This window comes from uncultured Phascolarctobacterium sp., assembly GCF_905212365.1.
GTDB lineage: Bacteria > Bacillota > Negativicutes > Acidaminococcales > Acidaminococcaceae > Phascolarctobacterium_A.
The window spans coordinates 1-26,104 of record NZ_CAJMEH010000004.1 but is presented as its reverse complement, the minus strand read 5'-3'; the positions used below and the strand labels follow the sequence as shown (position 1 = coordinate 26,104).

Below are 26,104 nucleotides of genomic sequence, written 5' to 3'. Positions count from 1 at the left end.
CTTTATTGTTTATTCTTGACTGCATTGCTGTTATTTGCTAAAATGTATATACAAGCATATACATTTTGCGATTAAAGGTGGTGATAATATGACTACGATGACATTAATATCTACAATCAGCAAATGGGGAAATAGCCAAGGGATTCGCTTGACAAAGGATATGCTTTCCTTAGCAAATATGTCCTTAGGAGATGATATTTCTATTACTGCTGACGGGCAGCAAATTATTATTCAAAAAATCTTAAAAAAAAGACGATCTTTGGAAGAATTATTTGCTGGTTATGAAGGAAGCTATAAGTGCCACGAGGCTGCTTCAGGCGACTCTGTTGGAAAGGAATTTTGACTAATATGATTTTTAAGTTTAAAGCAAAGGTTCCTATGCAAAGAGATATTATCTTATTGGATTTTGACCCGCAGGCCGGTGTGGAAATTCAAAAACGAAGGCCAGCTTTGGTAATATCGGCTACAGAATTTCAAAGGCATACTGGTTTGGCGGTAGTAGCCCCTATAACATCGACAATTAGGGAGAGCTTCCCTTTGCATGTAAAGATTTCCGGGGAATGTTCTGTTCATGGGGATATTTTATGTGAACAAATAAAAAGTATGGATTATACAGTAAGAAATTGGAAAAAAGTGGCTGAACTGGCACCGGAGCAATTTACTGGCGTACAGGAGACTATAGCGGCTATCTTAGATCTGCAATAATCTATAATATCTTTACTATCTTTGCTGCAAAATAGGTATTTCCTGCTGTTGAGCAGAAAAAGAAAGCGCCGCGGAAAAGCGGCGCTTGCGAAACGATGCATTTGAATAAATATTAGTTTTATGCGTTTTCCTTATCGTAATCAGGATCGAATTTAGGATTCAGATAGTTTTGGAACAGCCAAGCCAGAACTGCGCCGGAAATATTATGCCAGGCGGAGAACACAGCGCCGGGAACGGTAGCTGCTGGCATTGCGGCAAAGTGAGCTTTAGCAAGACCGGTTGCCAGACCGGAGTTCTGCATGCCAACCTCTACGGAAAGAGCGACTGCTTTTTTCCAGCTGAGACCGCACAGGCGTGCAATGCCGAAGCCCAGTGCATAACCGCAGCAGTTATGCAGAATAACTACCAGAATAATCAGGCCGGAGGTTTTGAGGATCAGGTCGCGGCTGGCGCCGATTACACCGGCGATGATTAAGGAAATAGCGATAGTGGAGACTGCGGGCAGATAGTCGGTAGCCGTAGCTGCCAGTTTGGGCAGAAAAGATTTAACTGCTAAACCCAGGCAGATGGGCAGAATTACGATTTGCACGATGGAGAAGAACATACCTACCGGATCGAAAGCTATTTTCTGACCGATGATTAAATAGGTGATGAACGGAGTTAAAATAGGAGATAGTACGGTGGAAACGCTGGTCATGGTAACGGACAGCGCTACGTCGCCTTTGGACATAAAGGTAATAACATTGGAGGAAGTGCCACCGGGGCAGGTGCCCACCAGTACAACGCCGGCAGTCAGCGCTGGGTCAAGATTGAAAGCCGTAGCCAGTAAGTAAGCCAGACCGGGCATAATAAAGAATTGTGCGCATGCGCCGATTAAAACGTCGGCGGGGCGTTTTAAAACTAAAGCGAAATCTTTCAAGTTGAGCGTTGTGCCCATGCCGAACATTACAACGCCTAAGAGACAGCTAAGAACGCTGATGCCTCCCACCTTACCTAATACCCACAGAAAATTCTGGGGCATGACCATACCGAGGATCAGAAAGACGATGGCGATAATGCCAAAGAACTTGCCGATCAATGCGCAGATTTGTTTCATTTGATATACCTCTTTCCCTTAAAAAATAAATACTGCGGGCGGATGCCCTTGGAAAAATATCCGCTTGCGCGAACTTCTTCCTTTATATTTTAAACGTCCACTATTATAGCAAAGATATGCTGAAAAATAAAGTGATGCTGTGAAAAACAGTAAAATTTTTCATCACGTGCCAGCGATGTGTTATAATAGTTATAAAAATGAAGAAAATTAAGGACGGAGGCACACCTCTTGTACACGATAAGCAAGGATTACCGTAAAGAAATAATTATAGAAAAATCACGTTTTATTTGCACGCTGAAAAAGGTGAACAGTGAAGCTGAGGCGCAGGAGTTTATCAAAGCCGTAAAAAAAGAGTTTTGGGATGCCACCCATAATTGTTCGGCCTATATAGTGGACGATTTGGCGCAGCGTTCCAGCGACGACGGCGAGCCGTCGGGTACGGCGGGCATTCCTATGCTGGAGGTGCTGCGTAAAAACCAGCTCGTCGGTACGGCGGCCGTAGTAACGCGCTACTTCGGCGGTATTAAGCTGGGAGCAGGCGGTTTAGTGCGTGCCTACAGCGGCAGCGTAGCCGGGGCCTTGAAGGAATGCGGGCTGGCCCAGCGGGTTTTAATGAGCCGCTTTAGCTTTACCTATGATGTGAACAGCGCAGGGCGTATTTTAAATATTTTGTACCAGCAAAGCTTGTTCGCCATTGCCGATGTTGAATACGGGCTGCAGGCTAAGATAATTTTGCAGATGCGCGACAGTCAGAAGGAGGAGGCGGAAGCTTGGCTGACTGAACGACTGAACAGAGCTATAGAGCTGGAGCTGGAGAGCAGCGAGTATGCTGAGGTGCCGGTTGAATAAGCTTATAGCTTTAAATAGGGCAGCAGGGCGCTGAAAAGCTTATCCAGCGCGGGATACAGCCGTTCCTCCGCCAGTCCGGCATAATTCATCAGCAGGGTATGGCTGTAGTCGTTAGTTTTTTGGTAATAGTAGTCGGATAAAAATTTTATTTCGATATTTTGCTCGGCGGCCGCCTGCTTGAGCGTAGTGTCGGGCGCGTCCGTAGCCAAGTGCAGCAAAAAGTGGAGGCCGCTGTCCTCGCCCTCCGGCCGCAGTGCGTTAGCGGCGGGGCAGTCAGCAAGGTATTGCAGCAGCAAATCGCGTTTGTTGCGGTAATAGGTGCGCATGCGGTTGATGTGGCGTTCAAAATAGCCGTCGTCAATAAATTTTGCTAAAGTGAATTGCTCGAAATTGGAAACTGTGCAGGAATAAAAGCCCAGTTTTTCATAAAAGAGTGTAGCCAGATGGGGCGGCAGCAGCATATAGCTGACGCGGAAGGTAGGAGCCAGCGTTTTGGAAAAGGTGTTGATATAGATTACCTTTTCTTCCGTATCTATGCTTTGCAGCGGAGGGATAGGCTTGCCTGACAGGCGGAATTCACAATCGTAATCGTCTTCGATAATATAGCGGCAGGACTTTTGCGCAGCCCAGCGCAGCAGCTCGTAGCGGCGGCTGATGGGCATGGTGACGCCGGTAGGAAATTGGTGGGAGGGCGTGATGTGCAGAATATCCGCGCCGCTGCTGGCGAGTACGTCGGCGCATAGGCCTTGATTGTCCATGGGCAGATGGCGGCAGAAAACGTCGTTGGCGCGGTAAATAGCCGCCAGCTGGGGGTAGCCGGGGTCTTCCAGCGCGTAAATATGACTGCGCCCCAAAAGCTGGACGATTAAATTATACAGAGTCTGGGTGCCGGCGCCGATGATGATTTGCTCCGGCTGTACCTGCATACCGCGGAACTGGTACAGATGGCGTGCCAGCGCCCGGCGCAGAGGGGCTGCGCCCCCGGCGGAGCTGTCGCTGATCAGCGCGTGTTCGTCGGCGGTAGTCAGGGTGTGGCGCAGCAGTCGCGCCCATGTATTATATGGAAAGGTATCTGCAGGAACGCTGCTTTGAGCAAAGCTCAGCAGCGGCTTTTTTTTGTCCATTGTCCAAGCGGCTGCAGGCGGCAAGGCGCGCTGGTGCGGTGGTTTTTGCTGCTGCAAATCTGCTACGTAATAGCCGCGCTTAGGCTGGGAATAAATGTAGCCTTCTACCGCGAGCTGGGCGTAAGCGTTTTCTACGGTAATAAGGCTGACGCCTAAATTTTTGGCCAGCGTCCGTTTGGAGGGCAGCTTTTCGTTGGCCTGCAGCGTACCTGCTGCAATATCTTTTTTGATGCATTTATAAAGATGGTTATACATACTGTCGCCGTGCAGATTGGCAAAGCTATAAGTCAGCATTTGATTTCTCCTTGTCATCTGACAATAATAATTTAGCAAAAAATGAGTATATGAATATGTTCAGCTGTCTGTATAATACTACGTAGCGGAGGCTGTTGTAAAGCAAAATCCCAAGTAAATTATTATTGGAGGAATTATAATGAACGAACGCTATAAATTAAATGCACAGCTGGCTCAAATGCTCAAGGGCGGCGTTATCATGGACGTTACTAATCCGGAGCAGGCGCGTATCGCCGAAGCTGCCGGCGCTTGCGCCGTAATGGCGCTGGAGAAGATTCCCGCAGATATCCGCGCTGCCGGCGGCGTAGCCCGCATGAGCGACCCCAAGCTGATTAAAGAAATTCAGAACGCCGTTTCTATTCCTGTAATGGCAAAATGCCGCATCGGTCATTTTGTGGAAGCGCAGATTCTGGAAGCGCTGGAAATCGATTACATCGACGAAAGCGAAGTGCTGTCTCCGGCGGACGACGTTTATCATATCGACAAAACTAAATTTAAAGTGCCGTTCGTGTGCGGCGCCAGAGATTTGGGCGAAGCGCTGCGCCGTATCAACGAAGGTGCGGCTATGATCCGCACTAAGGGCGAGCCCGGTACCGGCGACGTAGTACAGGCAGTACGCCATATGCGTAAAATGAACCAGCAGATTGCGCAGCTGGCAGCCTTGAATGAGGACGAGCTGTTTAATGCCGCTAAGGAGCTGCAGGTGCCCTATGATTTAGTAGTTTATGTTCATGAGCATAAGCGCCTGCCCGTAGTTAATTTTGCCGCCGGCGGCGTAGCAACTCCCGCTGATGCCGCTTTAATGATGCAGCTGGGCGCAGAGGGCGTTTTCGTTGGCTCCGGTATTTTTAAATCCGGCGATCCGGCAAAAAGAGCGCAGGCTATTGTGAAAGCCGTCACTAATTTTAAGGATGCGAAAATGCTGGCCGAGCTGTCCGAAAATCTGGGCGAAGCCATGGTGGGTATCAACGAACAGGAAATTCAGCTGCTGATGGCGGAGCGTGGTAAATAATGATTGGAGTTTTGGCGGTACAGGGGGCCTTTATCGAGCATATTCAGGCGCTGCGCGCTTTAGGCGCGCCCTGCATAGAGCTGCGGCAGAAGGCGGATGTGGAACAGGAACTGACCGGCTTGGTGCTGCCCGGCGGCGAAAGTACGGTGCAGGGCAAGCTGCTGCGTGATTTGGATATGTATGCTGCGCTCAAGGAAAAAATTCAGCAGGGGCTGCCGGTGCTGGCGACCTGCGCCGGAATGATTCTATTGGCGGAGCATTTGAGCAACGATGATAAGGTGCATTTTGCTACTATGCCCATTACCGTAAAACGCAACGCTTACGGCAGGCAGCTGGGCAGCTTTCATACGCAGGCGGATTTTGCCGGATTGGGCAGCGTGCCTATGACCTTTATCCGCGCGCCTTATATTGAAAGCGCCGGCGCTGGCGTAAAAGTTTTGGCGGAAGTCGACGGACGTATTGTGGCGGCGCGTTACGGCGATCAGCTGGCGTTGGCGTTTCACCCGGAGCTGGATTTGGATAAAAGTATGGCGATTCACAAATATTTTCTCGCGATGTGCGAAAAATAAAATAAAAATTCGTAAGCGGTTCGTCGCTGGTCGGCGCGCCGCTTTTTTGCTGCCGCGGAACGCTGCGTACAGGCTGTTATCAGTAATGGAATTATTTCGCTGCGGACGTCGCGCAGGCTATAATCGGGCTGTATTTTATATTTATTTTATAACGAAAATACGGCGTCCTTGTATTTTTTGTAACAAAAGTAATTGACGCAACACTGAAAGATGATATACTATATAGACGTAGCTTTAGATTTTCTGTTTTGTCTGTTGTTTGACGTTTGGAGAAAATAATAATGTTAAGCGCTTATGGGTTTCCCTTTTTGCTTGCCGCTTTGGTGAGCTATATATTGACTCCTTATATAAAAAAAATAGCCTTCCGCATCGGTGCTATCGACAGGCCCGATAACCGCAAAGTGCATAAAAAAATTATGCCGCGCTTGGGCGGCTTGGCTATTTATATTGCCTTTATGTTTGCCGCAGTAGCGAGCCTGGAGCTGACTAAGGATATTGTGGGTATTTTGGTTGGCAGTACGGTGATTGTTATCGTGGGCGTGCTGGACGATAAATACCAGCTGCCGGCGAAGGTCAAGCTGCTGGGGCAGATTTTTGCTGCCTGCGTACTGGTGCTTTTCGATATACGCATCGAATGGGTTAATAATCCTTTGGGCGGCTATTTTTATTTGGATTATCTGTCCATACCGCTGACTATTTTTTGGGTAATCAGCTTTACGAATGTGGTTAATCTGATAGACGGGCTGGACGGCTTGGCTGCCGGCGTATCTGCCATTGCGTCGCTGACGGTGATTCTGGTAGCGGTGCAGATGGGCTATTACCATATCGCGGTCATGACGGCGGCGCTGGCCGGCGGCATTATCGGCTTTATTCGTTATAATTTTAATCCGGCCACTATTTTTATGGGCGATACGGGCAGTATGTTCATCGGCTATATGCTGGCGGCTATTTCTGTATACGGCGCGGTAAAAACGGCGGCGACTGTGGCGCTGATCGTCCCGGCCATTGCCTTGGGCCTGCCGATTATGGATACGGCCTTCGCCATCATGCGTCGCTACAGCAACGGGCGCCCTATCTTCCAGCCGGATAAGGGGCACCTGCATCACCGTTTGCTGGCCATGGGCATGAACCAAAAGCAGGCAGTGCTGCTGATGTACGGCATTACCGCGGTTTTGGGCATTGCGGCAGTGCTGTGGGCCGAGGTGGACGGTTTTTACGCGGCTTTAATCATTGCCGCTATCATTACGGCTGTGGCAGTCGGCGCTAAAAAAATCGGTATTCTGAACGACAGGTAAAGGGGGAGGAAGAACCGTGAAAAAACTTAAATTGATGACTGTTTTCGGTACCCGCCCGGAAGCGATTAAAATGTGTCCGCTGGTATTGGAGATGCGCAAATATCCCGAATATATCCAGCCCATTGTGGCCGTTACCGCTCAGCATCGCGAAATGCTGGACCAGGTGCTGGAGCTTTTCGGCATTAAGCCGGACTACGACCTGAATATTATGACCAGCGGCCAAACGCTGTACGACGTTACTACCCGTGCGCTGATGGGCCTGAAGCCTGTTATGGAGGAAGCCAAGCCCGATATGGTTTTGGTGCATGGCGATACTACGACTACATTTGCGGGGGCGCTGGCAGCCTTTTATGCGCAGATTCCCGTAGGGCACGTGGAGGCCGGGCTGCGCACCGGCAATAAATATTCCCCCTATCCGGAGGAAATGAACCGCAAGCTGACAGGCGCTATTGCCGATATGCATTTTGCTCCTACCTCGACCAGCAAGGCCAATCTGCTGCGGGAAAATGTCAAGCCGGAAAATATTCTGGTAACGGGCAACACTGTTATCGATGCTTTGCAGACTACCGTGCGTTCCGATTATCATTTTGAGGATGAGGACTTTAACAAGGTGTTTGCCAGCGGCCGCCGTCTGATTTTGATGACTACGCATCGCCGCGAAAATCTGGGAGAGCCTATGCGTCATGTGTACCGCGCCTTGAAAAGCGTGCTGGAGGCTCATGAGGATGTGGAGGCTATTTTCCCGGTGCATAAGAACCCTAAGGTACGCGAAATTGTGCAGCAGGAGCTGGGGCATTTGAACCGTGTGCATCTTATCGAGCCTATGGATTACGAGCCTTTCGCTAATTTAATGGCTAAGGTCGACATCGTGCTGACGGACAGCGGCGGCATTCAGGAGGAGGCTCCCGCTTTAGGCAAGCCGGTGCTGGTGCTGCGCGATACTACGGAACGTCCCGAAGCGGTGGAGGCCGGTACCGTTAAGCTGGTGGGCACGGCCTACGAGGACGTGCTGCGGGAAACTAATTTGCTCTTGGATGACGCCGCTCATTACCGCTCCATGGCGGAGGCAGCCAATCCTTACGGCGACGGCAAGGCCTGCCAACGTATCATCAGCGCTATTTTACGCAAAAATGGCTTTGACGCAGAAATTTTTTCCGAATTTCAGCATAATTAAGTGGACATTGTTTGTGAAATAATTTAAAATTATATTATACACAATTGTGAATTTAGGCATACGTTCAGTAATATCTGCCCAGGGATGGAGAAGATGGATAAACGCAAAAGTGATAGAGAATATATCAGAGCGCTGAACGCTCTGGCTACCGTTTCGTCGTTAGGCTTTATGGCGGTGGTTGATTTTCTGTTGGCTTATTGGGGTGGCAACTGGCTGGATAATTACTTTCAGACCGGCGATCACACCTGGCGTATGGCATGCATCTGCCTGGCGTTTATTTCTATATTTCTGACGTTCTTCAAATTGGTGTATACTACGATGCTGGATAAGGACGATGAGGATGAGAAAAAATGATGAAATTTGATCTTACTCCCCTGATGGCCAAACACAGCAATAAAATTTTGATGCAGCTGGCGCTTTGGGCTGTGCCCGTGCTGTTGCTGTCTTACTTTGCCTGTACACGGGAGTTTACCGTATCCTTGTTTAGGGGAGTTGTTCTGGGGCTTTTGGATACGCTGATTATGTTCGCCGGTATCCGTAAGGCTCTCCCTTATGCGCAGTATCCTTTGGAGGGGCTGAAGATTATGCGGCGCTACAAGGTGTACCGTATGCTTTCGGCTATCAGCATTTTTCTTTTGATGTTGAAGATGAAATACTATGTAGCTGGTTTGTGCATAGGATTTCTTCTTATACATATTTTTTTAATTATTACTTTAACATTTGTCGCGTACCGACTGAATAAGGAGGAGACGTGAAGAAAGGAGTGAAAGAATGGGAAATGAAGCAGCTGCAGCAGCACAAGAACATTCCGGCGAGATCATCCATTATTTTGCCACAGAAGTAGCCCCTGGTATCGTCATCAATATGCAGACAATGTATATGACCTGGATCACGATGGCTATCGTTTTCGTGCTCTTCATCATGGCTGCAAGAAGTCCGAAGCTGGTTCCCAGCGGTTTACAAAATGTGATGGAATTCTTTGTTGATTTCCTGAGCAGCTTGATGGAAGATACCTTGGGAGTAAAAGGACGCAAATACATGGCTCCTTTTATCATTACCCTCTTTATGTTTATCTTCATTGGTAACGAACTTGGTATGCTTCCTCAGGTTGGAGCACATTGGACTTCTCCTACCAATGACGTGAACACTTGCTTTGCACTGTCTCTGACAGTTGCTCTCGGCGTTTATGTCGTAGGTATAGGCAAAAACGGATTGGGCCATTTCAAACATTTTGTAAGTCCTTCTATGGCCTTCCTGCCGTTGCATTTGCTGGAAGAAGTAACCAAACCGCTGACCATGGCTCTTCGTCTATTTGGTAACATCCTGGCAGGCGAAATTTTGCTGATTGTACTGTATCAATTGGCTCCGTGGGTAGTACCCGAATTCTGGGTAATGTTCAGCTTATTTATTGGCTTCTTACAGGCCTTTATCTTCACCATGCTGACGCTGACCAGCTATGCACTTGTATTCGCACATCACGAATAAGATGCAGTTCAGCACCGAAAATCATTTAAAAATTAAAGTATTTAGTTCGAAAGGATGAATAAAATGACTGAAAATGCTATCATTACGGCTGCATCTTTGATTGCAGCAGGTCTCATCGGCTTTGGCGCTGCTCTGGGCGCTGCACACGGCAACGGTAATCTTTGCGGTAAGGGTCTGGAAGCTATGGCTCGTCAACCGGAAGAAGCCGGCAAACTGTTCACCAACATGCTGGTATCCGTAGGTCTGGTAGAGTCCATGCCTATTCTTTGCTATGTAATTGCAATCGTTCTCGTATTTGCTAACCCCTTCGTTAAATAATTTGTATCCCTGATTTTAAGAAAACAATAAAGGAGAGTGCTATAATTGGTTGATATTAACGCAACACTCATCGCGCAGATCCTGAACTTTTTGGTTCTTGTTTTCGTTCTTGCGAAATTCGCTTACAAACCGTTGTTGAACATTATGGAAGAGCGCAAGAATAAAATTGCCAGCGATTTGGAGGCTGCTGACAAGGCTAAGGCTGACGCAGAAGCCGTTAAATCTGAATACGCTGCTAAATTAGCGGATGCAAGACAGGAAGCACAGGCTATTATCGATAATGCCCGCAAAACTGCACAGGCTGCTCATGATAAGATCATGGCTGACACCAAGGCAGAGCAGGAGCAGCTGATTGCTGCAGCTAAAGAAACCATCGCTCTGGAGAAGCAAAAATCTCTGGACGATATCCGTGCTCAGGTTATCAACCTGTCCATGATTGCTGCTGGTAAGATCGTTGAACAAAAATTAGGTTCTGAAGAAGACAAAAAATTAGCCGGCGAAATCGTTGATTCTATTCTGAAATAAGCGTTTTGCCGCTTTCCCTAACAAGCCGGACGAATCTGCTGAAATGCGAATCAGCAAAGATGAAAGCCGGTATTCGGAGGTGATTGGTACAATATGAAGAGCGAAGAAAATATTGCTTTGATTAAGCAAGAATTGTCCAGCTTCAAAATTGATCTCGGCTCCATTAAAGAGCTGTTAGATGTAAACGTTACCACGGCTAAAAAATTATCCGTGGACGAGTATCAATCCATTTCTGCAATTCTCACCGAGAAACTGGGCCGTGAAATCTTCCTGAATAAAAAGGTTGATCCGGCAATTCTCGGCGGTATCATTATCCAAGTTGGCGACAAGGTTTACGACGCTTCCGCAGCTCGCAAGCTGAAGAAAATGGAAGTTGCTCTGAGTGGCATTGACATTCACGAGTACACTAAACCCGAAGCTATGGGTGATGCTCTGAGCGCTAAGCTGGAGAATTACAATGTGGATGCTGATCTTGAAGAAGTTGGTATCGTAGAGAAGATCGGTGACGGTATCGCAAACGTTATCGGTATGAAAAACGCAATGGCAGGCGAGTTGGTAGAGCTGCCGCACAATGTATCCGGCATGGTACTGAACCTGAACCCTGATTCCGTCGGCATCGTATTGATGGGCGGCGAAACCAAGATTAAGGAAGGCGACGTTGTACGCCGTACCGGCCGCATCATGGAGGTTCCCGTAGGCGAAAACCTGCTGGGCCGCGTTGTAAGCGCTATCGGCGATCCCATCGACGGCAAAGGTGAAATCGTTGCCGCTGAATATCGTCCTGTTGAATCCCCTGCACATGGTATCGCAGACCGTAAGTCCGTTGATACTCCGCTGCAGACTGGTATTAAATGTATCGACGCACTCGTTCCTATCGGACGCGGCCAGCGCGAATTGATTATCGGCGACCGCGGCACCGGCAAGACTGCAGTTGCTGTCGACACTATCATTAACCAAAAAGGCCTAGGCGTTATCTGCATTTATGTAGCTATCGGCCAAAAGGCTTCCAACGTTGCCCGTATCGTTCGTACTTTGGAACAGCACGGCGCAATGGAATACACCATCATCGTTGCCGCTACCGCAGCAGATTCCGCTCCGCTGCAATATCTGGCTCCGTATGCTGGCGTAACTATGGCTGAATATTTCATGGACCAGGGCAAAGACGTTCTGTGCGTATACGACGACCTGTCCAAGCACGCTGTTGCATACCGCGCAATGTCCCTGCTGCTCCGCCGTCCTCCCGGACGCGAAGCTTATCCTGGCGACGTATTCTACTTGCATTCCCGTCTGCTGGAACGCGCTGCTAAGCTGAATGACGAGCTGAAGGGCGGTTCCATCACCGCGCTGCCGGTTATCGAAACCCTGGCAGGCGACGTAGGCGGTTTCATTCCGACCAACGTAATTTCCATTACCGACGGTCAGATCTTCCTGGAATCCGAACTGTTCTATTCCGGTATCCGTCCGGCTATCAACTCCGGTCTGTCCGTATCCCGCGTAGGCGGCGCAGCTCAGATTAAGGCTATGAAACAGGTTGCAGGTACTCTGCGTCTGGATTTGGCACAGTTCCGCGAACTGGCAGCATTTGCTCAGTTTGCTTCTGACCTGGATAAAGCTACTAAAGCTCAGTTGGATCGCGGCCAGCGTCTGACCGAGGTTTTGAAGCAAGGTCAATACAGCCCGCTGTCTGTTGAAAAACAGGTTATGGCCATTTACCTTGGCACTAAAGGTTATCTCGACGACGTAGCGGTTAAAGAAGTAACCCGCTGCGAAAAAGAATTCCTGGACTTCATGGAAGCTAACCATCCTGAAGTAGGCGCAGATATCCTCAAAACCAAGAAAATCACCGATGAGAATGAAGAAGCATTGAAGAAAGCTATCGCCGAGTTCAAGGAAACCTTTGTATCCAGTGAAGGCAGGTGATTAACTAATGGCTACTGCACGCGAGATTCATCGCCACATGAAGAGCGTAGGTAACATTGGTAAGATCACCAAGGCTATGAAAATGGTTGCCGCCGCCCGCCTGAGACGCGCTCAGGAGCGTGCTGCCGCCAGCCGTCCTTACGCCATCAAGATCAAAGAAGTGTTGTCCAACGTTGTGAGCGATCCGAGTATTCTTGCAGGCCTAAGTGCCAAAAAACACCCGCTGCTTCAACATCGTGAAGTAAAAAAAGTTGGTTATCTGGTGCTCGCCTCTGATAAAGGTCTGGCCGGCGCATACAGCTCTAACGCATTGAAAATGGCTGTTGCGGAAATTTCCGCATGCGATTCTGAAGTCGTTGTAATTACCAGCGGCCGTAAGGCAAGGGATTTCTTCAAACGCCGCGGTTATAATGTGCTGAGCTCTCACTTCGGTTATTCTGACAGACCGTCTTATGATAACGCTGCTGAAATTGCCCAAGATGCGGCAAAACGTTTTGCCGACGAGGGCTTTGACGAGCTGCGTATCATCTTTACTTTGTTTAAAACCGCTTTGTCCCAGACTCCTACCTGCGAAAAGATTCTGCCGGTAGAGCCCCCTGTGAAGGAAAAGGGCAAGGCTGAAGCAACCTTTATGTTCGAACCCGGCGAGGACGAAACGCTTGAGGTGCTTGCACCCAAGTATCTGGAAACCGTCGTTTACGCTGCTCTGGTACAATCCGCTGCCAGCGAGCTGGGTTCCCGTATGACCGCTATGTCTTCTGCTACTGATAACGCCGCTAAACTGGTACAAAACCTGGAGCTGTCCTATAATAAGGCACGTCAGGCTTCCATTACCCGTGAGCTTAACGAAATCGTTGGCGGCGTAGAAGCGCTGAAGCAAGCGCAGCAATAATCTTAATTAATTCGTAGGGAGGCTAAAACCTTGAATACAGGTAGAATCGTACAAGTTGTTGGCCCTGTTATCGACATTGAGTTCCCTCCGAAGAGCATGCCTGCTATCCTGAACGCTATCAAAATTGATGGCACCACCGATGAAGGTAAGGTAAAAATTCACCTGACCGCTGAGGTTATGCAGCATATCGGCTACAATGTAGTTCGTGCCGTTGCTATGAGCTCCACCGATGGTCTTGTTCGCGGTATGGAAGCAGTTGATACCGGCGCTCCTATCAGCGTACCGGTTGGCCCCGGCGTACTGGGTCGTATCTTCAACGTGCTCGGCGAGACTGTTGACCATGACGATACCCCTGTTGAAGCTGCTGACCACTGGCCTATCCACAGACCGGCTCCCAGCTTCGACCAACAGGCAACATCTACTAAAATTTTGGAAACCGGCATTAAAGTCGTAGACTTGATCGCTCCGTATGCAATGGGCGGTAAGATCGGTCTGTTCGGCGGCGCCGGCGTAGGCAAAACCGTTATTATTATGGAGCTGATCCATAACATCGCAACTGCACACGGCGGCTATTCCGTATTCGCAGGCGTTGGCGAGCGTACTCGTGAAGGCAACGACCTGTGGGGCGAAATGAAAGAGTCTGGCGTTATTAACAAGACCGCTCTTGTATACGGCCAGATGAACGAGCCTCCTGGAGCACGTATGCGCGTTGGCTTGACCGGCCTGACCATGGCTGAATACTTCCGTGACGTTGGCGGCCAAGACGTATTGCTCTTTATCGATAACATTTTCCGTTTCATTCAAGCTGGCTCCGAAGTATCCGCATTGCTGGGCCGTATGCCTTCCGCAGTAGGTTATCAGCCTACCTTGGCGAACGACATCGGCGCTTTGCAAGAGCGTATTACCTCCACCAAGACCGGTTCCATCACCTCCGTACAGGCCGTATACGTACCTGCGGACGACTTGACTGACCCGGCTCCGGCAGGCACCTTCGCTCACTTGGATGCAACCACCGTACTTTCCCGTCAAATCGCAGAGCTTGGTATTTATCCGGCAGTTGACCCGCTCGACTCCACCAGCCGTATTCTTGACCCGCTGGTAATTGGTGAAGAGCACTATAAAGTTGCTCGTGGCGTACAAGCTATCCTGCAACGCTATAAAGAATTGCAAGATATTATCGCAATTCTTGGTATGGAAGAATTGAGCGAGGACGATAAGGTAACCGTTGCCCGTGCTCGTAAGATTCAGAAATTCCTCAGCCAGGCATTCTTCGTTGCTGAACAATTCACCGGTACTCCCGGTCAATATGTTCCTCTGAAGGAAACCATCCGCGGCTTCAAAGAAATCCTTGAAGGCAAGCATGACGACCTGCCCGAAGGCGCTTTCTATATGGTTGGTACCATTGATGACGCTGTTGCCAAGGCTGCAACTATGAAGGAATAATAATGGCTACACCTTTTACATTTGAAATTGTCACGCCGGATAAGATGCTTTTTTCCGCTGAAAATGTAACCTATGTTGGCTTCCGCTCTTTGTCCGGTGGCCTGGGTATCAAAGCCAAGCATTTGCCCATCATTGCTACCCTGGACATTGCGCCTATGAAGCTGGAGTTTACTGACGGTACGAAAAAGACCTTTGCAGTGTGCGGCGGTTTCCTGGAAATGAAGGACAATAAATGTACCGTTTTGGCAACTATTGCCGAAGCTGATACTGATATTGATACTGCCCGCGCTAATGCAGCTAAGGAGCGTGCCGAACATCGTTTGCAAAGCCAAAGCAACGATATCGACCATGCCCGTGCAGAGCGTGCGCTTAAGAGAGCGCTCACTCGTCTGCGTGCCGCCCGCAAGGCTTAAAGCATTTCAAGACAATGCAATGAAACAACAATTAAGCCCCGCTCGTATGAGCGGGGCTTTTTGTAATGCAGATGATGATATTATTCCTCCGCGCCTGCCATACCTTGCAATGCCTCCACATGCTCGTTTTCTGTGAGCACATAAATGAAATCGCCGGGTAGCAGCCGTGTGTCGCCGGCCGGAACGATTTGCTGCTCGCCGCGCTTAATATCAACTAAAAGAGTGTTATGCGGCCAGGAAATATCCTTGATAAATTTATTGGCGACCTGGCTGCCGCTGCAAACGGCCAGCTCGATGACATTGCGCTGCTCTAAAACAGAAGCTGCAGGGCGCTCCTTTTGCAGCATGCGGTTCAAGAGCTCCTCGTAAATAGGCTTGCTCTGGCACAGTTCTGCGATAACGAAAGCCACCATGGAGGCGATGGCCAGCGAAAGCAGTTGCTGATAGGATGACGTCATTTCCATAATCAAAACGGTGCCTGTAATGGGCGCGCGCACTGAAGATGAAAAAAGCGCCGCCATAGCGACAACCATAATATTAGCGGCGTAAAGCGGTTCGATTAGCTGTAAGCTGATAAGCACATTGGCGCAAATGCTGCCGCTCAGCGCGCCGATGACCAGCATGGGCAAAAAGAAGCCGCCGGGGACGCCGCAGCCGTAGCTTATCAGCGTAAAAAGCAGCTTGCCTGCCAAAAGGAGCAGGAGCATTTGCAGGCTGACCGGCGTTTTTGCCAAATGATTGATGAGTTCGTTGCCGCCGCCAAGGATTTCCGGCAGAAAATAGCCCAGCGCACCGGCAGTCAGCAGTGCGAAAATAATCTTATGCACCTGGCTTTTAAAGAGCGGTAAATTATAAAAGCGGCCGATATTAAGCAGCCCTTGATTAAAAATTACGCCTGCCGTACCGGCAAAAAGCGCGACGAGCACGACGATGCCGTAATAATTGATGGGCAAAAGCTGTAAATCGGGGATTTCAAAAATAGAATCGCGGCCGAACAGAGCGCGGGAAATTACAGTTGCCGTCATGGCTGCGGCCATGGAAGGCAGCAGCACCATGATGGAAAAATTGCGGTGCAGCTCTTCCAACGCAAAAATTACGCCTGCCAAGGGCGCGTTGAAAGCTGCGGCCAAACCGGCGCTGGCACCGCTGGTCATTAAATAGCGTTCCTCCATGCGGGTGCGGCCTAAAAGGCGGCTGACTCCCTGGGCGGCCACTGCCCCCAGCTGAATGGACGGGCCCTCGCGGCCCAAGGACAAGCCCGCGCCAATGCCTAAAACGCCGGCAAGAAGCTTGACCCACATAACGGAAAACCAGCGCATTTTTATTAAGCCTAACAGCGCGCCCTTAACCTGGGGGATGCCGCTGCCTGCGGCCATGGGCTCCAGCTTGGTCAGACGATACAAAATCAAACCCAATATTATGAGCGCGGCGAACCAGGCGGCGTGCCACGGCCATTCGCAAAGCGCTAGTTGTTCGTACAGGTAGGCGCGTCCGGCTTCCGCTTCCGACAAGGACCAGCGAAACAGGCTGATTACTACTCCTGCAAAAACGCCGGTCAAGATGCCTTCGGCGAACAGGCGCAGGCGAAAGCGGTGCCAATTGCCGATGGATTTATAGGTTCCAATAATTTGTTTTTTACTGTCCATGATAACGCGCTTACTTTTTGAGCAGGCTGCCCAGCAGGCCGCGCGCCAGGGAAGTGGCGATGGTACGTCCGAAGGTTTGCAGCGCGCTGGTCGCAACTTTTTCCAAAACCGACGGCGTTTCACGCGTCGTGCGGGAGGAACGCGCAGATGGAGCCGCCTTTTTGCCGGTGGGCGCGTTGCGGCGAATCTCGTCGCGCAGGCTGCTGGAATTTTGCTCTTCTTCCTTTTTGTTAGGAACTGCTTCCGCCTGCTGCGCGCGCTTTTGCAAAACCTCGTAGGCTGATTCGCGATCGATAGCTTGCGAGTATTTATGATAAAGGTAATCGGAGTTTATATTTTGCTGGCGCAGGCCGTCGCTGCACACGCCCAAATAGCTGCGCGGCGGCATAACGTAAGCGCGCTGTACCATGGAAGGCACGCCTTCTTCGTCAAGCAGGGAAACCAAAACCTCGCCCGTGCCCAGCTCGCTGAGCGCCGCCTCCGCGTTCAGTTCAGGATTGGGACGGAAGGCTTGCGCCGCCGCTTTCAAACCTTTGCGTTCTTTCGGCGTATAGGCGCGCAGGGCGTGCTGCAATTTATTGCCCAGCTGCGCTAAAATGCTTTCGGGAATATCTGCCGGCTGCTGCGTTACGAAATAAACGCCCACGCCTTTGGAGCGGATTAAACGCACGATCTGCTCCACTTTATCCAGCAGGCTGCGCGGCGCGTCCTTAAAAATCAAATGCGCTTCGTCGAAGAAAAAGATGATCTTCGGTTTATCCAGGTCGCCTGCTTCCGGCAAAATTTCGTACAGCTCGGACAGCATCCACAGCAGGAAGGTGGAATAAAGCAGCGGGCTTTGATACAGTTCGGCGCAGTGCAGTAAATTTATTTTACCGCGCCCCTGAGTATCGATGGCAAACCACTCGCTGATATCCAGCGCGGGCTCGCCGAAGAAAATATCGCCGCCCTGGTCCTCCAAACGCAGCAGCGCGCGTTGAATAGCGCCGATGCTTTGCGGCGACACGTTGCCGTATTGCAGCTTGATAGCGGCGCTGTTGTCGCCGACGTATTGCGTCATGCTGCGCAAATCTTTTAAATCCAAAAGCAGCAGGCCCTGCTCGTCGGCCACGCGGAAGATAATATTCATAACGCCTGTCTGGGTATCGTTAAGCTCCAGCAAACGGCTTAATAGCTCCGGCCCCATTTCGGAGATGGTGGTGCGCACGGGCAGGCCTTTCTTGCCGTAAACATCCCAGAAGCGCACGGGATAACCGGCAAACTGCCAGTCGATGTCCAAACCTAATTTTTCCCGGATACGTTTTTGAAAGCCGGGGCTGTCCTCGCCCGGCAGGCACATACCGGATACGTCTCCTTTGATGTCGGCTAAAAATACGGGCACGCCCATCTCGCTGAAACCTTCAGCCAAAACTTTTAGCGTAACTGTTTTGCCCGTGCCGGTAGCTCCGGCAATCAGCCCGTGACGGTTAGCCATTTTGGGCGTCAGATAAATGTTGCCCTGAGCGTTTTGGCAGAGCCAGACCTTGTGCAGTTCGGGTACATACATAAGCTTTCCTCCTTAATATGAACGCTTGCCCAGCAAAGGGTGGCTGCATGGCTTGAGCGTCAGATGCTGCACCATATAGGCGGCTTCGTCCAAGGGCAGGTCGTTCCGGCCGCCGCTGCGCTCCAATACGCAAAGGGGCCGTTCCGAGCCAACCTCGCCGCCCGGCAGATAAATATATTCGTTATTGTCGCTGTCGCCGAAAATAATTCCAGCCAACAGCTTTTCAGCAATTACTTTAGACATAAGCTCTCCTTCTTGCAGAGTGCGTCAGAACATACGCCGCTTCCACAGCCACAAAGCGCTGCCGATAGCGACGACGAAGGCCAGCACTACGACGATGGCGAAGCCGTAAGGAGTATCCTCGAAAGGAACGGCCACGTTCATGCCCCAGAAGCTGCTTATTAACGTAGGAATGGCCAGCAGAATCGTAATGGAAGCTAAAAATTTCATCACCAGGTTCAAGTTATTGCTGATGATACTGGCGAATACTTCCATCATGCTGTTGAGAATGTGGCTGTACATCTCTACCATTTCCACGGCCTGCTTGTATTCAATGATAACGTCGTCCAGCAAATCCTCGTCCTCCTCATAAACCTTGATGAGATGCTGGGACTGGGTGGCGTTGCGCAGGCGCAGCAGCCTTTCCATCACGATGGAATTACTGCGCAGAGAGGTGGAAAAGTAGGTCAGGGATTTTTGCAAATCCAAAAGATTAAACAGCTCGTTATTTTCCATGGACTGGCGCAGATGAATTTCCAATTCGTCGGTACGGCGGATAATAATACGAATGTATTTCAAATATAAGGTCGCGGATTTATACAGAATCTGGAACAGGAAGCGAGTCTTTTTAAAGGTACTGAACAGGCGGCTGTTGTGACTGCCGAAATCAGCCGTGACACCGTTAGGCTCCAGGCAAATAGTAACGATGCCCGTGGCTGTTATAATGATGCCCAGGGGCAGGGTGTCGTAATCCTTATTGCTGCGCAGAAAGGGGATATCGACCAGAATGAGGATTTGGTCGTCCTCCACTTCGATACGGGATTTTTCTTCCTCGTCCAGCGCGGCGCTTAAGAAATCCATTTGGATTTTGGTGGCCGCCGCAATTTCCTGCAATTCCTCTTCAGAGGGCGCCACTATGTCGAGCCAGTAGCCCTTTTCCAAATTGTCCAGCTCCAGCTCGTCCAAACCATTGTCGGTGCTTTTTAAAATTTTGTACATGGCGCTCCCTCCTTTCGTGTAGTAAACGGCGCTTACAGATTGGCTAAAATAGCCTTGGACAGCTGGTCGGCGCAGCTGGTGCCGCGGCCGTTGCAGTCGTTGCCCGCTAAAATTGCGGCGACGCTGCGGGCGTCCTGCCCTTCTACAAGCTTACCGATGGCCGCTAAATTGCCGGGGCAGCCGCCGATAAATTTTACATTGTGCAGCTTGCCGTCGACGATTTCAAAATTTATTTTACGGGCGCAAACGCCGCTGGGTGCGTAAGAATACATATCATTTCCCTCCATGCTTCGGCGCGGGGCCGAGATTTTTATACAGCTTGACATAACATACATTAAAAATTTCGACATAAAAAAATAAAATCCTTTTTCTGGCGCGCCTTTCGCAAAAATTTTACGAGATTTTTGGAAAAAAGTATAAAGCAAAACAATCGAGGGTATTAGAGCGATTGGGAAAAAACTATCAGGCGATTCATTATGTGGTATTGTTTTTGAGATTGATTTAGAATATACTGTTATTGATTATAAATGGAGGTACTGGCATGGAGTTTATGTTTGCGGACGTTCGCGACATACAAAAAAATTTCAAAAAAGCAAAGCCTTTTTTGAAATGGGCGGGCGGTAAAAGTCAACTTCTTTCAGAAATAGAAAAGTATTACCCTTTTAAAAACGGTATGATTACCAAGTATGCTGAGCCTTTTGTGGGCGGAGGGGCCGTGCTTTTTGATATTTTAAATAAATATGATTTGGAAGCAGTATATATCAGCGATATTAACGCAGAACTTATCAATACCTATCATATTATCCAAAATAATATTGATGATTTGATTTTTTTTCTTGAAATTATGCAGAGAGAATTTATACAGATGGATATAGTTAGGCGTAAGGAATATTATCTTGCGAAGCGTGCGAGGTTCAATGATTTAAAAGTAAACGGCGATAGTAATATCAATAGTGAAAAAGCCGCACTTATGATTTTCCTTAATAAAACTTGTTTTAATGGCTTGTTCCGTGTTAATAAAAAGGGATATTTTAATGTTCCGATGGGATCATATAAAAATCCTTTGATTTGCGATGAAGCTAATTTGCGTGCAGCGTCGAAATTTTTACAAGGCGTCGATATTATTTGTGGAGATTATCGAAAATCTGAAAGCTTTATTGATGAAAAGACCTTTGTTTATTTCGATCCGCCTTATCGGCCGCTTAGTGATACTTCAAGCTTTACCGCATATACAGAATATTTATTTGATGATGAAGAACAGGTTAAACTAGCAAGATTTGTTGATAAAATGAATGAAAAGGGCGCTAAGATTGTTGTTAGCAATTCTGATCCAAAGAACTATAATATAGATGATGATTTTTTTGATAATATTTACTCCTCACATAATATTAAAAGAGTTGAAGCAAATAGAATGATTAACTGTAATGGCGAAGCGAGAGGAAAAGTTAGAGAACTGCTTATAGCTAATTTTTTATGATAAGTTAATAATGAAAAAGATGTCATTTTACTATAAAAATTTTAAATAGGAATGGCAATTTGAAGAATTTAAGGAGCTTTAATATGTTGAAAAGAAGTTTTAGTAGTTGGTTGACTGGATTTCGTGATAGTATCGCAGATTATGGGTATTATATTGATTTTGAAAAGGTACATCATAATGTGAATGAAATCAAGATTGAATTAAACATTCTCAATTCTCTCATAGGCTCTAAAAATATTAAGAAAGATTTTGAGACATTAATTGAGAAATATCCTGAGGTTTTAAAATGTATACCGTTATTGCTGGCAGTCAGAGCAAATGAAATTTATTGTCAGGATGAAAACGGCGGGTGTCTGTATAAGTTTGGCTTTAGAAAAGATATTATTGACATAAGGGTGCTACCTGAACAATACTCTTATTTTATGCAACACACAGGTTTATTTGATTTATTAGAAAAGCACATTATCAATAATCTGGTTGATTATGCAACTGGTGTTGAAACAGGCTTGGATTCTAATGGACGTAAAAATCGTGGCGGACATTTAATGGAAAATTTAGTAGAGAGTTTTATAAAAAAAGCAGGATTTACTAAAGAGCGCGATTATTTTAAGGAAATGTATATCCATCAAATTACAGAGAAATGGGGGATTGATCTTTCAGCTATTTCTAATCAAGGTAAGATGGAAAAACGTTTTGATTTTGTTGTTAAAACTTCAAATATGATTTATGGAATTGAAACTAATTTTTATGGCAGTAGCGGAAGTAAGCTTAATGAAACTGCAAGAAGCTACAAAACGCTTGCTCTTGAAACTGATACTATTGAAGGCTTTACTTTTGTGTGGTTTACTGACGGCAAAGGATGGATGAGTGCTCGTAATAATCTTGAAGAAACCTTTGACGTAATGGATAATATCTATAATATCAAGGATTTGGAAGAAGGTATTATTGCAGAGGTTTTCAAATAATGGCCAAGAAAATTACAAAATGGGAGCCGGATGATTTTGAACTCGAAATGACAACGCATTGGTCGTTTCCTAAGCGTGGGGATTGGGCTACTCACGATGCAAAATGGCGCGGGAATTGGTCTCCGTATATTCCTCGTAATATTATGCTCAGGTATTCTAAAGAAAGTGATTTGGTACTTGATCAGTTTGCTGGTGGTGGAACGACGCTTGTTGAAGCAAAATTGCTGAATAGGAATATCATTGGGGTTGATGTAAACGATTTAGCACTGAATAGATGCAAAGAGAAAGTAAATTTTGAGTTCAATGGCGCTGATGGCAAGGTATATTTGCGTAAAGGAGATGCAAGACATTTAGATTTTATTCCGGACGAAGGTATTGATCTTATATGCACGCATCCTCCTTATGCCAATATTATTAAATATAGTGAAGACATAGAAAATGATTTATCGCGTTTAAAGGTCAAAAATTTTCTTGAGGAAATGAAAACGGTAGCAGATGAATGCTACCGTGTTCTTAAAAAAGATAAATTTTGCGCTATTTTAATGGGAGATACTAGGCAAAAAGGTAATATGATACCTATGTCCTTTGAGGTCATGCATATTTTTGAAGATGCAGGCTTTAAGCTCAAGGAATTGATAATTAAAGAGCAACACAATTGTAAAGCTACTGGGTATTGGAAAACCAATAGCATAAAGTATAATTTTTTATTGATTGCTCATGAATATCTTTTTGTGTTTAAAAAGTAAGATTTATACTAATTGACGATTTGCAAGACCTTCAAAAAGCATTTTTCTCCCAGAGTAATTCCAGTAGGCGCAGTCCTGTTCCATGAATAACCATTTTATGGCTAAAAGGATTATTTGGATAGGACGTCTAGTCCCTTCATAATCTAGAAAGTAGGCATTGATTTGGGATAAATCTAAGTCATCACAATTATAAATGGCAATGATAGCATTTTTTACTGAAGCATATTCATTGGGACAATTATTTTTACAACAAGCTAATGCATCAAAGATATCTTGATGACTGGGATTACTATATCTTCGGCTTTTTTTGAAGTACATTCCGCATAATAGGATTTTTTCAGAAATACTTTTAATTGCGGCTGATTATTGGTATAATTAAAATTAATCGTACCCGCGTAGCATGGTAGTATGGTAAGCAGTTTATCGTTATGCATACAAGGGAGCATGGAAGAAAGGTAGTGTATTTATGTCTATTCAACTGGTTATCGTTTGTCTGTACATCTTGATGCTGTTCGGCATCAGCTTTTGGGTAAAGCGCCGGGCTGATAAGGGCTCGACGGAATATCTCTTTGCCGGGCGCAAGCTGGGCAGCGCCTTGATTGCCGTCAACATTACCGGCTTGGCTGTCGGCGCGGCTTCTACCGTAGGCGTGGCGGAAAGAGCTTTCTCCGTCGGTATGGCGGCAGGCTGGTACAACGCCGCCTGGGCGGCAGGCTCCGTAGTGATGGGCCTGGTAGCGGCAGGCAAGCTGCGCGCTTTGAAGGTTTCCACTATTCCGGAGTTCTTTGAAAAATATTATGATACCAAGGGCCGCGTTATCAGCGCTATCGGCCTGATTATCATTATGTGCGTTATTACGGCGCTGCAATATTTAGCCGGCGGCGCTATTCTGTCGTCCCTGCTGCCTAACATTTTTACCTTTAAGAGCGGTATGCTGATGAGCGCCGTGGTATTTATCGGCATTACGCTGATCGGCGGCCTGTGGTCCAGCGGCCTGGCTAATATCGTCAGCGTGACGCTGATTTATCTGGGCATCATTTATTCCTGCATCGAAGCGGTGATTCATGTGGGCGGGCTTGAAGCGTTGGAAGCTAATCTGCCTAACGCGACCGTGATGATGAATCCGCTGGGCGGTATTCCTATCGTCGTTATCGTAAGCTGGTTCATCGTTATGATTACCCAGGCTATTACGGCGCAGGGCCCGGTGCAGATCGCCTGCGGCGCCAGCAATGAAAAAACTGCCCGCAACGGCTTTTTGCTGGGCGGCCTGCTGATTTTCCCCATCGGCTTTTTGTGCGCGATTCTGGGTTTGGTCGCTAAGGTTATGTTCCCCGATATTCCTGTGGAAAAGGCTGCGCTGGCTATGCCTAAGGTAGTTATGAGCCTGAACCCCATCGCTTCCGGCGCTACGCTGGCCGCTTTGTGGGCCGCCGACGTATCCACCGCCTGCACAATTTTGCTGGGCGCAGGCACGCTGTTTTCTCAGGATATTTATAAACGCTTTATCAATCCCAATATCAACGATACGGCCTTTGTTAAAATCAACCGTATGATTATCTTTGTCGTAGGTATGGTAACGCTGTGGTTTGCCTTCAACGCCGCGGGCATTCTTAAAACTATGATTGCCGGCCTGTCCATGACGACGGCGCTGACCTGCATTTTCTTCTTTACGGTTTTTGCGCCGGGAGTCTGCCGCCGCAGCAGCGCCTTCTGGACGACGCTGGTAGGCATTGTGGGCATTGTGCTGTGGTATATGCCGGGGAATGTTTTGGGCGCTATTAAACCTTTCTTCCAAGAGGTAGTTTACTTTGAATGGGTAATTTGCATTATCACCTTCCTGCTGATTTCCGTTGTGGATAAAAATAAGATTAAGGATGTAGAAAAAACAGAAGAGGCTTGATGAAATGCACGAAAATGGCAAAAACTCTTTGAACAGTATCGAAATAGGCCGCGCCGCTCTGCGCATCGCCCTGACGGAAAACCGGCAGGAGGAAATGCGCGTTAAGGAAAGGCTGGCGGCTTCGGGCATCCGCGCGACGGCCGTGGATTTTGGCGGCGAGTTCATTCCCTCCATCGTCAAGATTATCGAGCGCGCCGTAGTTGCCGCTCAGCGCCAGGGGCTGGTGACGGAAACTCATGTGGGCGCAGGCGCGGTGGCCGGGGCGGCGCACGAGGCGCTGGAGCAGGTGAAGAATAAGGCCGTGGGCTTTAATGTGGGCGGCAAGATTGGCTTGGCCCGCTGCGGCGAGCATTTATGCGTGGCGCTGTACATGGGCGTGGGCGTACTCAATCTTAACGAAATGTGCGTGGGGCTGGCTCACCGTTCCCTGGCCAGCGATGAATAAAGGGTGATTGACCATGAATATTATTGACGTTATCGGCCCGGTGATGATTGGGCCGTCCAGCTCGCATACGGCCGGAGCTGTGCGCTTGGGGCTTTTGGCCTCCAGCATTTTAGGAGCTCGGCCGGTAAAGGCGGAAATTCACTTGCACGGCTCCTTTGCCGAAACCTATCAGGGGCACGGCACGGACATGGCGCTGCTGGCAGGCTTAATGGGATGGCTGCCCGACGACGAGCGCATTCCCCAGGCAGCAGAATATGCTGCGGATGCAGGGCTTGCTTATTCTTACCATAAAATAGATTTGGGCAATAAGGCCCATCCTAATACGGTGCTGTTTAAGCTGACCTCTGCCGGCGGCAGCTACTGTGAAATTATCGGTTCTTCCGTTGGCGGAGGGCAGGTCAAGGTAACGGAAATCGACGGCTTTCCCGTGGAGCTCACAGGCAGGCTGCCGGCCATTTTAACCGTGCATGTGGACGCACGCGGCGTGATTGCGCTGGTGACGAGCACGCTGGCTAATGCCGGAGTGAATATCGCGACGATGCGCGTTTTCCGCAGCAATAAGGGCGGTATGGCCTCCATGGTTATTGAATGCGACCAGGCTGTGCCGCAGGGAATTATCAATCTTATCGGCGCTTTGCAGCAGATTGAATCAGTGCGCTTTATCGGCAGTGTTTTGTAAGGAGCTTGCGATGAAAAAAGAAATGCTTTCGTTAAACGGTTGGATTGATGAAGCCGCCGGTTGGCAGCAGCCTTTGGATGAATTTTTGTTGGATTATAATATGCGCGAGCTGGAATGCAGCCAAGAAGACTTGCTGGAGCAGATGAAAGCCATGCTTAAAGTTATGGAAAAATCGGTGGAGCATGGCTTGACCGGCGTGCGCTCGCACAGCGGCCTGACGGGCGGCGACGCGAAAAAATTGGCTCAGGCGGCTGCCGGGCAGCAGCTTGTCCGCCTTTTGGGAGATAAAGCGCTGGACGCCGTGATTTACGCTACGGCGGTGGGCGAATGCAACGCGGCCATGGGCCGTATCGTGGCAGCGCCGACGG

The 26,104-nt window shown here is 48.4% G+C and carries 30 protein-coding genes; 23 read left to right on the top strand and 7 right to left on the bottom strand.

Features of this window, described 5'->3' with window-relative positions; genetic code table 11:
- The first annotated feature begins 88 nt into the window (after nt 1-88).
- Entirely contained in the window at nt 89-343 is a 255-nt protein-coding gene (locus QZ105_RS01490) for a hypothetical protein (RefSeq protein ID WP_293728078.1), read from the top strand.
- A 5-nt stretch (nt 344-348) separates the two neighbouring features.
- A complete protein-coding gene (locus QZ105_RS01485) occupies nt 349-705 on the top strand; it encodes a type II toxin-antitoxin system PemK/MazF family toxin (protein ID WP_293728108.1) in 357 nt (118 codons plus the stop codon).
- A gap of 118 nt (nt 706-823) precedes the next feature.
- On the opposite strand, the gene QZ105_RS01480 is transcribed toward QZ105_RS01485, so the two are convergent.
- Nucleotides 824-1,801 (bottom strand): bile acid:sodium symporter family protein, encoded by a 978-nt coding sequence (locus tag QZ105_RS01480; protein ID WP_293728077.1) that lies wholly within the window; start codon nt 1,799-1,801, stop codon nt 824-826.
- Between the two features lie 228 nt (nt 1,802-2,029).
- Between QZ105_RS01480 and QZ105_RS01475 the strand changes: the two genes are divergently transcribed.
- Nucleotides 2,030-2,650 carry a YigZ family protein gene (locus tag QZ105_RS01475; protein ID WP_293728076.1) on the top strand — a complete coding sequence of 207 codons (621 nt, stop codon included), beginning with the start codon at nt 2,030-2,032 and terminating at the stop codon, nt 2,648-2,650.
- Nucleotides 2,651-2,652: 2 nt separating this feature from the next.
- Here QZ105_RS01475 and QZ105_RS01470 read toward each other — a convergent pair whose 3' ends face one another.
- The gene (locus tag QZ105_RS01470; protein ID WP_293728075.1) at nt 2,653-4,068 is read right to left on the bottom strand and encodes a PLP-dependent aminotransferase family protein; all 1,416 of its coding nucleotides are present in this window, start codon (nt 4,066-4,068) and stop codon (nt 2,653-2,655) included.
- Nucleotides 4,069-4,204: 136 nt separating this feature from the next.
- Here QZ105_RS01470 and pdxS point away from each other — a divergent pair, with 136 nt between their 5' ends.
- The 13 genes from pdxS (at nt 4,205) to atpC (ending at nt 15,114) form a co-directional block, all read left to right on the top strand.
- Nucleotides 4,205-5,080, top strand: coding sequence for a pyridoxal 5'-phosphate synthase lyase subunit PdxS (gene pdxS / locus QZ105_RS01465; RefSeq protein ID WP_293728107.1), 876 nt, complete (start codon nt 4,205-4,207; stop codon nt 5,078-5,080).
- Nucleotides 5,077-5,649: a pyridoxal 5'-phosphate synthase glutaminase subunit PdxT gene (gene pdxT / locus QZ105_RS01460; RefSeq protein WP_366935952.1), complete on the top strand. Its 573-nt coding sequence runs from the start codon at nt 5,077-5,079 to the stop codon at nt 5,647-5,649. The genes pdxS and pdxT overlap by 4 nt, the downstream gene beginning before the upstream one ends.
- A 281-nt stretch (nt 5,650-5,930) precedes the next feature.
- Nucleotides 5,931-6,944 (top strand): glycosyltransferase family 4 protein, encoded by a 1,014-nt coding sequence (locus QZ105_RS01455; RefSeq protein WP_293728073.1) that lies wholly within the window; start codon nt 5,931-5,933, stop codon nt 6,942-6,944.
- A 16-nt stretch (nt 6,945-6,960) separates the two neighbouring features.
- Nucleotides 6,961-8,118 carry a UDP-N-acetylglucosamine 2-epimerase (non-hydrolyzing) gene (wecB, locus tag QZ105_RS01450; RefSeq protein WP_366935950.1) on the top strand — a complete coding sequence of 386 codons (1,158 nt, stop codon included), beginning with the start codon at nt 6,961-6,963 and terminating at the stop codon, nt 8,116-8,118.
- Nucleotides 8,119-8,211: 93 nt separating this feature from the next.
- Complete coding sequence (locus tag QZ105_RS01445) at nt 8,212-8,472, top strand: AtpZ/AtpI family protein (protein WP_293728072.1); 261 nt, start codon at nt 8,212-8,214, stop codon at nt 8,470-8,472.
- On the top strand, nt 8,469-8,873 hold the full coding sequence (locus QZ105_RS01440) for a hypothetical protein (protein WP_293728071.1): 405 nt from the start codon (nt 8,469-8,471) through the stop codon (nt 8,871-8,873). The genes QZ105_RS01445 and QZ105_RS01440 overlap by 4 nt, the downstream gene beginning before the upstream one ends.
- Nucleotides 8,874-8,889: 16 nt before the next feature.
- Nucleotides 8,890-9,603, top strand: coding sequence for a F0F1 ATP synthase subunit A (atpB, locus tag QZ105_RS01435; RefSeq protein ID WP_293728070.1), 714 nt, complete (start codon nt 8,890-8,892; stop codon nt 9,601-9,603).
- 54 nt (nt 9,604-9,657) lie between these two features.
- The gene (gene atpE, locus QZ105_RS01430; RefSeq protein WP_366935949.1) at nt 9,658-9,921 is read left to right on the top strand and encodes a F0F1 ATP synthase subunit C; all 264 of its coding nucleotides are present in this window, start codon (nt 9,658-9,660) and stop codon (nt 9,919-9,921) included.
- 45 nt (nt 9,922-9,966) lie between these two features.
- Nucleotides 9,967-10,446 carry a F0F1 ATP synthase subunit B gene (gene atpF / locus QZ105_RS01425; protein WP_293728068.1) on the top strand — a complete coding sequence of 160 codons (480 nt, stop codon included), beginning with the start codon at nt 9,967-9,969 and terminating at the stop codon, nt 10,444-10,446.
- A gap of 93 nt (nt 10,447-10,539) precedes the next feature.
- Nucleotides 10,540-12,366, top strand: coding sequence for a F0F1 ATP synthase subunit alpha (gene atpA, locus QZ105_RS01420; protein ID WP_293728067.1), 1,827 nt, complete (start codon nt 10,540-10,542; stop codon nt 12,364-12,366).
- 7 nt (nt 12,367-12,373) lie between these two features.
- Nucleotides 12,374-13,258 (top strand): ATP synthase F1 subunit gamma, encoded by an 885-nt coding sequence (atpG, locus tag QZ105_RS01415; protein ID WP_293728066.1) that lies wholly within the window; start codon nt 12,374-12,376, stop codon nt 13,256-13,258.
- A 30-nt stretch (nt 13,259-13,288) separates the two neighbouring features.
- Entirely contained in the window at nt 13,289-14,701 is a 1,413-nt protein-coding gene (atpD, locus tag QZ105_RS01410; protein ID WP_293728065.1) for a F0F1 ATP synthase subunit beta, read from the top strand.
- Between the two features lie 2 nt (nt 14,702-14,703).
- The gene (atpC, locus tag QZ105_RS01405) at nt 14,704-15,114 is read left to right on the top strand and encodes an ATP synthase F1 subunit epsilon (protein ID WP_293728064.1); all 411 of its coding nucleotides are present in this window, start codon (nt 14,704-14,706) and stop codon (nt 15,112-15,114) included.
- Between the two features lie 80 nt (nt 15,115-15,194).
- Here atpC and QZ105_RS01400 read toward each other — a convergent pair whose 3' ends face one another.
- Genes QZ105_RS01400 through QZ105_RS01380 form a run of 5 tightly spaced genes read right to left on the bottom strand, consistent with a single transcriptional unit; the run spans nt 15,195 to nt 19,796 of the window.
- Nucleotides 15,195-16,760, bottom strand: a complete 1,566-nt coding sequence (locus tag QZ105_RS01400) for a ClC family H(+)/Cl(-) exchange transporter (RefSeq protein WP_293728063.1) — start codon at nt 16,758-16,760, stop codon at nt 15,195-15,197.
- A 10-nt stretch (nt 16,761-16,770) separates the two neighbouring features.
- Nucleotides 16,771-18,306, bottom strand: coding sequence for a helicase HerA-like domain-containing protein (locus tag QZ105_RS01395; protein WP_293728062.1), 1,536 nt, complete (start codon nt 18,304-18,306; stop codon nt 16,771-16,773).
- Nucleotides 18,307-18,318: 12 nt separating this feature from the next.
- Nucleotides 18,319-18,549 carry a hypothetical protein gene (locus QZ105_RS01390; protein WP_293728061.1) on the bottom strand — a complete coding sequence of 77 codons (231 nt, stop codon included), beginning with the start codon at nt 18,547-18,549 and terminating at the stop codon, nt 18,319-18,321.
- A gap of 24 nt (nt 18,550-18,573) precedes the next feature.
- On the bottom strand, nt 18,574-19,524 hold the full coding sequence (locus tag QZ105_RS01385; protein WP_293728060.1) for a magnesium transporter CorA family protein: 951 nt from the start codon (nt 19,522-19,524) through the stop codon (nt 18,574-18,576).
- A 32-nt stretch (nt 19,525-19,556) separates the two neighbouring features.
- The gene (locus tag QZ105_RS01380; RefSeq protein ID WP_293728059.1) at nt 19,557-19,796 is read right to left on the bottom strand and encodes a TIGR03905 family TSCPD domain-containing protein; all 240 of its coding nucleotides are present in this window, start codon (nt 19,794-19,796) and stop codon (nt 19,557-19,559) included.
- Between the two features lie 269 nt (nt 19,797-20,065).
- Here QZ105_RS01380 and QZ105_RS01375 point away from each other — a divergent pair, with 269 nt between their 5' ends.
- From QZ105_RS01375 to QZ105_RS01345, 7 genes are all read left to right on the top strand, one after another.
- The gene (locus tag QZ105_RS01375) at nt 20,066-21,001 is read left to right on the top strand and encodes a DNA adenine methylase (protein WP_293728058.1); all 936 of its coding nucleotides are present in this window, start codon (nt 20,066-20,068) and stop codon (nt 20,999-21,001) included.
- 83 nt (nt 21,002-21,084) lie between these two features.
- Entirely contained in the window at nt 21,085-21,966 is an 882-nt protein-coding gene (locus QZ105_RS01370; protein WP_293728057.1) for a type II restriction endonuclease, read from the top strand.
- Complete coding sequence (locus tag QZ105_RS01365) at nt 21,966-22,712, top strand: DNA methyltransferase (protein ID WP_293728056.1); 747 nt, start codon at nt 21,966-21,968, stop codon at nt 22,710-22,712. Before QZ105_RS01370 ends, QZ105_RS01365 begins: the two co-directional genes overlap by 1 nt.
- 466 nt (nt 22,713-23,178) lie before the next feature.
- A complete protein-coding gene (locus QZ105_RS01360; protein WP_293728055.1) occupies nt 23,179-24,612 on the top strand; it encodes a sodium:solute symporter family protein in 1,434 nt (477 codons plus the stop codon).
- 4 nt (nt 24,613-24,616) lie between these two features.
- Entirely contained in the window at nt 24,617-25,057 is a 441-nt protein-coding gene (locus QZ105_RS01355; RefSeq protein ID WP_293728054.1) for a HutP family protein, read from the top strand.
- Nucleotides 25,058-25,070: 13 nt separating this feature from the next.
- A complete protein-coding gene (gene sdaAB / locus QZ105_RS01350) occupies nt 25,071-25,736 on the top strand; it encodes an L-serine ammonia-lyase, iron-sulfur-dependent subunit beta (protein ID WP_293728053.1) in 666 nt (221 codons plus the stop codon).
- A gap of 10 nt (nt 25,737-25,746) precedes the next feature.
- On the top strand, nt 25,747-26,104 hold a 358-nt coding region (locus QZ105_RS01345; RefSeq protein WP_293728052.1), incomplete at its 3' end, for an L-serine ammonia-lyase, iron-sulfur-dependent, subunit alpha.